The sequence below is a fragment of the Streptococcus mitis bv. 2 str. SK95 genome (assembly GCF_000222705.1).
In the GTDB taxonomy this organism is placed as follows: domain Bacteria; phylum Bacillota; class Bacilli; order Lactobacillales; family Streptococcaceae; genus Streptococcus; species Streptococcus mitis_AY.
Map to the genome: position 1 here is coordinate 19,991 of NZ_AFUB01000049.1, position 9,361 is coordinate 29,351.

Consider the following 9,361-nt stretch of genomic DNA (forward strand, 5'->3'; position numbering starts at 1 on the left):
AGAAGAAGTGGAGTAGAAATCATGGCTTCAAGTAAGGAATATTTAGCCTTTATTCTCGATCAGCTATCGGAGTTAGAGGAGATGAGTTATCGTCCAATGATGGGAGAGTATATCCTTTATTATCGTGGGAAGATTATTGGGGGAATCTATGATAATCGTTTGTTATTGAAGCCTGTGAAGGTAGTCATGGATCAACTGGGGCAGACAAGACTTGAACGTCCTTATGAAGGAGCCAAGGAGATGATTTTAATAGAAGACCTTGAAGACAAGTTATTTCTAGCGAGACTAATCAAGGAGATGTACGAAGTTTTGCCTGCTCCCAAGGTTAAAAAGAAAACATGAACGATTCGCCTAAGATAAATAGGCACTAAAAGCTCGATAAGAGCTTTTTCTTATAGTTTCAAACTATAAGGTCTATTAGTCAAGAAGTGTTAGAATGCCAAGGTTTTTTTTGATATAATAGAAGATATTTGATAGAAAAGAGAAGAAATATGGCACAGATTATTGATGGGAAGGCTCTTGCAGCTAAGTTACAAGAACAGTTGGCTGAAAAGACTGCCAAACTAAAAGAAGAAACAGGTCTAGTTCCAGGCTTGGTGGTGATTTTGGTGGGGGACAATCCTGCCAGCCAAGTCTATGTTCGTAACAAGGAACGATCAGCTCTTGCTGCTGGCTTCCGAAGTGAAGTAGTGCGAGTTCCAGAGACCATTACCCAAGCGGAATTGTTAGACTTGATTGCTAAGTACAATCAAGATCCAGCTTGGCATGGGATTTTGGTCCAGTTGCCTTTACCTAAACATATTGACGAAGAAGCAGTGTTATTAGCCATTGACCCCGAAAAAGACGTGGATGGTTTCCATCCCCTAAACATGGGGCGTCTCTGGTCTGGGCATCCAGTTATGATTCCTTCGACACCTGCAGGAATTATGGAAATGTTTCATGAATATGGGATTGATCTAGAAGGTAAAAATGCGGTTGTTATCGGTCGTTCAAATATTGTTGGAAAACCAATGGCTCAGCTTCTTTTGGCTAAAAATGCAACAGTGACTTTGACTCACTCACGTACCCATCATCTTGCCAAGGTTGCTGCTAAGGCAGATATTCTTGTGGTTGCAATCGGTCGTGCTAAGTTTGTGACTGCTGACTTTGTCAAACCAGGAGCGGTTGTCATTGACGTTGGGATGAACCGAGATGAAAATGGCAAACTTTGTGGAGATGTTGACTTTGATGCCGTTGCACCACTTGCTAGTCACATCACACCTGTACCGGGTGGAGTTGGTCCTATGACTATTACCATGCTAATGGAGCAAACCTATCAGGCAGCGCTTCGAACACTAAACAAGGACTAGGAAGATGAAATTCGTATTTGACCTGGATGGAACGCTATCTTTTGATTACATGACCATAGATGAGGAGATTAAGCAGGTTCTTTTAAAGGCTGAAGATTATGGGCATGAGCTTGTGTTTGCCTCAGCCCGCTCTTATCGGGATTGCTTGGGTTTATTAGGCCCTGAACTCAGTCAGCGCTTGGTCATAGGGTTGAATGGTGGCGTAGCCTATCATCTAGGGAAGGCTGTTTTCGAAAGGAATCTCTATGCCAGAGTTTATCAGGCGCTAGTGGATTATTGCCAGACTTATAATCTCCCTTTCTTTGTAGATGATTGCTTTGACTATAGTGGTCAGATTGTAGAGAAGATTCCATTTATTTCCAGTGTGGATCCCCTAAAGGTAGCTCGTCATCAGAAACTCGAGGATTTGGGTACTCCGATTAAGGTAGTTGTTTATATGGGAGACCATGAGGATTTGATTGATGACCTGCTTGGTCAGTTAGAAAGACTGGAGCTGGCTCATCTGTCTTATCATGCGCATGAAAAGTGCCTTTATGTTAATCCCTTGGATACTCATAAGGCGACAACTGTTGAAAAGTTATGTGGGGAGAATTTCATTGCTTTTGGAAATGACCAAAACGATATTGAACTGTTTAAAACGTCGCTCTATTCAGTCCAGATAGGAGATTTTGCTGGCCTTACTCCATATGCGGATGAAACGTTTGAGCTAAAAGGAGAACCTTCTCCAGCAGTGGCAGCTAAAATCTTACAGACCTTTGCGGAATTTAAGGGAAAATAGTGTAGAAGGAGGTTCGCCTTCTTTTTATGTAGAGTAATGCAGTCTATAAACTATAAATTTGAAGTTTGAAAAAGATATTAATGGAATTCAATTTGTAGTAGAAAGAGTCTAGAACCGAAAGCTATTTTCATTGCAACTATTCCTTTTAAATGAACTTTTCTTGTATAATATTTTATTAGGTCAAATTGATGGAAAATAATTGCAATATAAGGTGTGTTTTGATATATTTAATATATAAAATATATTATAAAACTTGGTACTTGTTTGTGTATTCAGAAGGAGGTTATTTTTAAAAATAAAGTAAACGCTTACTTTGTATCAAGAAAAAGAAATGAGGATTTTAATGAACAAAAGACTTTTTGATAAACGTTGTCATTATAGCATTCGTAAATTTGCAATAGGTGCGGCATCTGTGATGATTGGGGCTAGTATATTTGGTATTTCTGCTGTCCAAGCTGAGGAGTTGGCTTCATCCAATGCTCAAACAGAAGAAACAACTGTTCATCAAGCTCAACCTTTAGATAAGCTTCCCGATGATGTGGCAGCTGCTATCGCAAAGGCTGATGAGAATGGTGGGCGTGAGTTTGTAAAACCAAAAGCTGAATCTGCAGAAGATAAAGTTGCTAAGGATACAGAACCTACTACACCTACTAACGAGAGTAGTCGTGAATTGGTTAGTCCTAAAGGGGAAACTCCAAATAAAGTAGAAGAAGGAAACAAGGCTGATAACAAACAGAAATCTGAAGAGGCAAATCCAAAGCCTGTTGAATCTGCAGTAACAGCTGGAACAGAAGTGAAAGAGGATTCTAAAAAAACTTCTGAAAAGGACCAAGTGAAAGCAGACACAGAGATTAAACCTTCTTCTGAAAAATCGCAAGTGCTGTCTAGAGAGTCAAACAAAGCCGAAGTTGAAAAGGAAAAACAGCTATTATCGGAACGAAAACAAGATTTTAATAAAGATTGGTATTTTAAACTAAATGCTCAAGGAGATTTTTCAAAAAAAGATGTGGATGTTCATGATTGGTCTAAATTGAATCTTCCTCATGATTGGAGTATTTATTTTGACTTTGATCACAAATCTCCCGCGCGTAATGAGGGTGGCCAGTTAAATGGTGGAACAGCTTGGTATCGTAAGACTTTCACATTAAATGAAGCTGACAAGAATAAGGATGTTCGTATCAATTTTGATGGGGTTTACATGGATTCAAAGGTCTATGTAAATGGTAAATTTGTCGGACATTATCCAAGCGGCTATAATCATTTTTCATATGATATCACAGAATTTTTAAACAAGGATGGTAGTGAAAATTCAATTACTGTTCAAGTGACCAATAAGCAACCAAGTAGTCGCTGGTATTCAGGAAGTGGGATTTATCGTGATGTAACCCTTAGTTATCGTGATAAAGTTCATGTTGCCGAAAATGGTAATCATATCACTACTCCAAAACTTGCTGAGCAAAAAGAAGGGAATGTTGAAACACAGGTTCAGAGTAGGATTAAAAATACGGATAAAAAGGCTACTAAAGTCTTTGTGGAACAACAAATTTTTACTAAGGAAGGTAAGGTTGTTTCAGAATTAGTCCGCTCTGAAACGAAGAATTTAGCAGAAAATGAAACTGCAGATTTCAGACAAACAATCCTAGTTAATAAACCAACTCTTTGGACGACAAAAAGTTATCATCCACAACTGTATGTGCTGAAAACAAAGGTTTATAAAGAAGGTCAACTAGTTGATGTAACAGAAGATACATTTGGTTACCGTTATTTCAATTGGACTGCGAAGGAAGGTTTCTCTCTGAATGGTGAACGTATGAAATTCCACGGGGTAAGTATTCACCATGACAATGGAGCTTTGGGGGCAGAAGAGAATTATAAGGCTACCTATCGTAAATTAAAACTCTTGAAAGATATGGGAGTTAACTCTATTCGAACAACCCACAATCCAGCGAGTCCTCAGTTGCTTGATGCTGCAGCTAGTTTAGGTCTCTTGGTTCAAGAGGAAGCTTTTGATACTTGGTATGGTGGCAAGAAGACTTACGACTATGGACGGTTCTTTGATCAAGATGCAACTCATCCTGAAGCTAAGAAGGGTGAGAAGTGGTCTGATTTTGATCTTAGAACAATGGTAGAACGTGATAAGAACAATCCGTCTATCGTAATGTGGTCTCTTGGAAATGAGGTGGAAGAGGCAAATGGTAGTCCTCGTTCTATCGAGACAGCTAAACGTCTGAAGGCTATTATCAAGGCGATTGATACTGAACGTTATGTCACCATGGGTGAAAATAAATTTAGTCGTGCAGCGACAGGTGATTTCTTGAAACTCGCAGAAATCATGGATGCTGTCGGTATGAACTATGGTGAACGTTTTTATGATGCGGTTCGTAGTGCTCATCCAGACTGGCTCATTTATGGTTCTGAAACCTCTTCAGCTACTAGAACGCGTGATTCTTATTATAACCCTGCTCAAATCCTTGGACATGACAATCGTCCAAATCGTCACTATGAACAATCTGACTATGGTAATGACCGTGTTGGATGGGGAAGAACAGCTACTGAATCATGGACTTTTGACCGTGATCGTGCTGGCTATGCTGGACAATTTATCTGGACAGGAATTGACTATATCGGTGAACCAACTCCATGGCATAACCAAGATAATACACCTGTAAAAAGTTCTTACTTTGGTATCATCGATACGGCTGGTTTACCAAAGAATGATTTCTACCTTTACCGTAGTGAATGGTATAGTGCTAAAGAAAAGCCAACTGTTCGCATTTTACCACATTGGAACTGGACTGAAGAGACCCTTAAGGAACGCAAGATGCTGGTTGATGGAAAGGTTCCGGTTCGTACCTTCTCAAATGCTGCAAGCGTCGAATTGTTCTTAAATGGAGAGTCACTTGGTAAAAAGGAATTTACTAAGAAAACGACAGAAGATGGACGTCCATATCATGAGGGGGCTAAACCAAGTGAATTGTATCTTGAGTGGCTTGTGAAATACCAACCAGGTACACTGACTGCGATTGCTCGAGATGAAAATGGGAATGAAATTGCGCGTGATAGTGTGACAACTGCTGGGGAGCCAGCAAGAGTTCGTCTGACTAAAGAAGAGCATGTTATCACTGCAGATGGAAAAGACCTATCCTACATCCATTACGAAATTGTTGATGGTGATGGGAATGTGGTTCCAACAGCTAACAATCTTGTTCATTTCAATCTTCATGGTCAGGGACAAATCGTTGGTGTGGATAATGGAGAACAAGCTAGTCGTGAACGCTACAAAGCTCAAGCAGATGGAACATGGCAAAGACGTGCTTTCAATGGTAAAGGGGTTGTCATTGTAAAATCAACAGAAAAAGAAGGTAAATTTACTCTTTATGCAGATTCTGCTGGTTTAACTTCTGATAGCGCAACAGTCGCAACTGTGTCTGGTAAGAAAGAAAACCGTCACTTTGTAGCCTTTGCTCCTGTAAAAGCAACAACTGACGTGACAACAAATCCTGAATTGCCTCAAACAGTAACAGCTATTTATAGCGATGGTAGTGTTGAGGAAAAGACTGTAACATGGGACGTGCCATCAGACTTGCTTACAAGCGCAGGTGAAAAGAAAGTCTTTGGACGAGTGGAAGGTTTGGAAACCCCAGCTGAGGCACTTGTTAAAGTGATTGCTTTAGATAGATGGTTACCAAAAGTTGCTACAGTCCCAGTTGGAACGAATGCGGCTGATTTGGATAAAACGGTCACTGCTGTTCTGACAGATGGTAGCTTGATTGATACTGATGTTGTTTCTTGGACCTTGAAAGACCCTGCTGCTTTGAACAAGGAAGGTGGACGTACGGAGGCTACTGGTAAATTGGTAGATGACGACCGTGAAGTGACTGCAACCTTTATCGCAAGTAGTAAGGAAACAACAAGTAGCATTACAGGACTTACTGTTGGGGATAAAGCTCTTGAGAATTTTGAGTCTGGCAAGACCTATTACCGTGTATCTCTTCCTTACACTGGAACAATTCCAAGTGTTGGAGCTCAGACTACCGGATATCAAGTAACTGTTCAGCAAGCTTCTGCTGATAATGGTTATCAGGCTTCTCTCTTCTTGAGTGACCAAAAGGGTGACTTGGTTCAAACTTACTTAATTCAGTTTGTGAAGGAAGCTCCTGCTTTGAAACGTTTGGAAGTGGTTGTAGAAGGAAAAGAAACTGCCACTGAAGATCAAGTATTAACTTATCACGTCATTGGTCGTTATGAGGATGGTTCACAAACAGAATTTTCGGCTTCAGATATTCACTTAGAAGCTAAATCATCTGATGGGGGACATCTTGAGGTGAATGGTCAGAATCTATTGCTCTATACTAAGGGAAGAGTGACTTTGACACCTCGAATCGATAATCAAACAGAGAAAACAGAATCTGTAACTACTGAAGTAGTGATTAAAGAAAATAAAGTTAACAAGAAGATTGTGAAACTGCATCCTGTATCTGTTTCTACAGACATCAATCAGCAACCGAATCTACCTAAAGAAGTTGGAGCAGAATTTGATAAGGGCTTACCACGCAAAGTATCTGTAACTTGGGATAAGGTAGATGAAAAAGAGTTGGGGCACTATCATAGCTTTACGCTTAAAGGACATGTGGAAGGTACAGATATCGAAGCACAAGCGACTGTAACGGTTGAAGGATTGCAAGTTGCAGAGGAAATCAGCCTCACAGTACCTAAGGGTGAGACGGTTCAATTGCCAGCCAATGTCCGGGCTTACCATTCTAACGGAACAACTATCTACAAAGATGTTGTTTGGGATCAGGTTCCAGCTAACTTTAGTCAAACTGAAGGGGTCTATGAAATCAATGGTCGTTTAGTAGGTAGCAATCTGACAACTAAAGCTCATGTTCGAGTGTCTAGTCAAGTGGTTGCTGGAAATAATATCTCTAAACAATGGACAGGTTCACAATTACCAGCTGCCATTGTATCCAATACAGGTGGAGATGATTCAGCCAATACCTTGAACGACTTGACTGTATCAAGAACGCCATCAGATGCTAAAAATAGATGGACAACTTGGAGAACAAATACTGATAATGACTGGGCTTCTATCTTATTTGGTAATTCAGGAGACTTGACGAAACGTTTTGTCAACAATTTGTCGGTTGATTTCTATACTGATGGAGCAATTGGTCTTCCAAAAGAATATGTAGTTGAATATTATGTAGGTAAAGAAGTTCCTGATTTACCAAGTGATGTCAGTCATGCGCAACGAGCTAGCAATCATCCATTTAATAATCCAGACAATTGGAAAGCAGTTGAAAACTTACATGCTCCAAGTCAGCTATCTGCAACTCAAACAAATCACTTCACATTTGACAAGGTAGAAACCTATGCTGTTCGTATTCGTATGAAGAAGGCTGATGGAACTTCAGGTGTTGGTCTGACAGAGCTAACTGTGCTTGGAAACAAGGTCTTAAGTGAAACAAGTTCAGAGATTTCTATCAAGGTAGATGGCAAGGATCTTGAACACTTTAATCCATCTAAGACCGATTACTATATTCCTCAATCTAGCAAAGAAATCACTGCAACAGCTAGCAATAATGGTTTGGTAACAGTTGTTCCTGCAACCAGTCCAAAAGGTGCAACACGTCTCATCTTAAAAGCAGAAGATGGTACGGTATTGAAAGAATATAGAATCTTCCGCAATGATGAGAGAGAAACTAGTCAACCTCTTGCTGCAGAAAATAGTGCTAAAATCTTGAATATTGGAGATGCTCTTCGACTTCCTTCAGAAGTCACTGTTTATTACCCAACTTCAACTACTTGGACTACAGATAAACTGGCAGTGAAATGGGATGCTATTCCTGAACATGCAACAGAGCATGAGGGAACATTTGAAATTACCGGTCATGTCATTGGTACAAATCTAATGACTAAAATGCAGGTGACAGTTGTTTCTAAAGGAAATCAAGTCATTTCAGAAAATCCAAGCAACAATGAAACGGATTCTAAAGCCTTTGCTTCGACAACGAACGATACACAAGCAGCTTCACATGATCGAATTTTCTATATCAATGATGGAAAATACAATGAAGATGGACGTTGGACAAACTGGTCTCGTACTCCGAAAAATGAAGAAACTTCTGTCGGACTACTCTTTAAGAAGGACGGTAAAATTGCCACCCAATCTATTGGAAAAGTAGCTATTCAGTTCTTTAAAGATAGTGGAACAGATGCCCCAGAGAAAATGGTTCTAGAAAGATATATTGGCCCTGCCTTTACAGAACCAAGTACGATTTCTCGTTATGAAGAAAATGCTGACCATCCATTCAACAAGGCAGAAAATTGGGCACCTATTCCTTACAAAGCTTCTGGAGAATTAGTAGCTGGTAAACCAATCGAGTTTAATTTTGATCCGGTTCAAACGACAGCAATTCGTGCTCGCATGACTCGTAAGGCTACTACCAATGGTCTTGCACTTGTAGAATTTACAGCCTACTCTGCAGGCAAGGGAGCAGAAGTGGAAACACCATCAGCGACTATTTCGATCGACGGAAAAGCATTGGAAAACTTTGATCCAAATGTGACAGATTACACTCTAACAACAATGGGTTCAAAACCAAAAGTCACTGCAACAACTAGTGGACATGGAGTAGTTACAGTTGTGGATTCTGGAAATGCCAATCTTCCAACACTGGTTCGTCTTGTTTCCAAAGATGGAAATCTGGTGAAAGAATATCGTTTACACTTTAAGTCTACCATCCAAACAACACCAACAGAAGGCGTTAAGAACTTAGTAGCAGAAACTCCAAGTTTGGAAATTGAAAAGACTCCGCTTCCGTTTAAAGAAGTTATTCGTGAAAACCCTGAACTTGCTCAAGGTCAACGTCGTATCGTTTCTGAAGGACAAGATGGAGAAAAAGTTGACTATATTCAAGTTTTGGGTACTACTAGAAGTCTTGTTCATTCTGAAGAAAGAAAGGCTCAGGATCGCATTGTTGAAGTAGGAGTGAAAGCATCTATTTCAAGTAGTAAAGGCGAGGAGCCTGCTCCAGTCAATGAAGTTCCAGAATTCAAAGGCGGTGCTAACTTTGTAGAAGCAGCAGTGAACGATGTTCCAGAATTCAAAGGCGGTGCTAACTTTGTAGAAGCAGCAGTGAACGATGTTCCAGAATTCAAAGGCGGTGCTAACTTTGTAGAAGCAGCAGTGAACGATGTTCCAGAATTCAAAGGCGGTGCTAACTTTGTAGAA

4 protein-coding genes are annotated in these 9,361 nt (G+C 40.1%); all 4 read left to right on the forward strand.

Translation table 11 applies throughout. The features are described 5' to 3' along the window. The first annotated feature begins 21 nt into the window (after window positions 1–21). Window positions 22–342 carry a TfoX/Sxy family protein gene (locus HMPREF9965_RS09645; RefSeq protein WP_000168522.1) on the forward strand — a complete coding sequence of 107 codons (321 nt, stop codon included), beginning with the start codon at window positions 22–24 and terminating at the stop codon, window positions 340–342. 149 nt (window positions 343–491) lie between these two features. Next, a complete protein-coding gene (locus tag HMPREF9965_RS09650) occupies window positions 492–1,349 on the forward strand; it encodes a bifunctional methylenetetrahydrofolate dehydrogenase/methenyltetrahydrofolate cyclohydrolase (RefSeq protein WP_000057218.1) in 858 nt (285 codons plus the stop codon). Between the two features lie 4 nt (window positions 1,350–1,353). Then, entirely contained in the window at window positions 1,354–2,127 is a 774-nt protein-coding gene (locus tag HMPREF9965_RS09655) for an HAD hydrolase family protein (RefSeq protein ID WP_000673613.1), read from the forward strand. 343 nt (window positions 2,128–2,470) lie between these two features. Then, window positions 2,471–9,361, forward strand: a 6,891-nt coding sequence (locus HMPREF9965_RS09660) for an SIALI-17 repeat-containing surface protein (RefSeq protein WP_001042475.1), incomplete at its 3' end; no start/stop codon positions are given.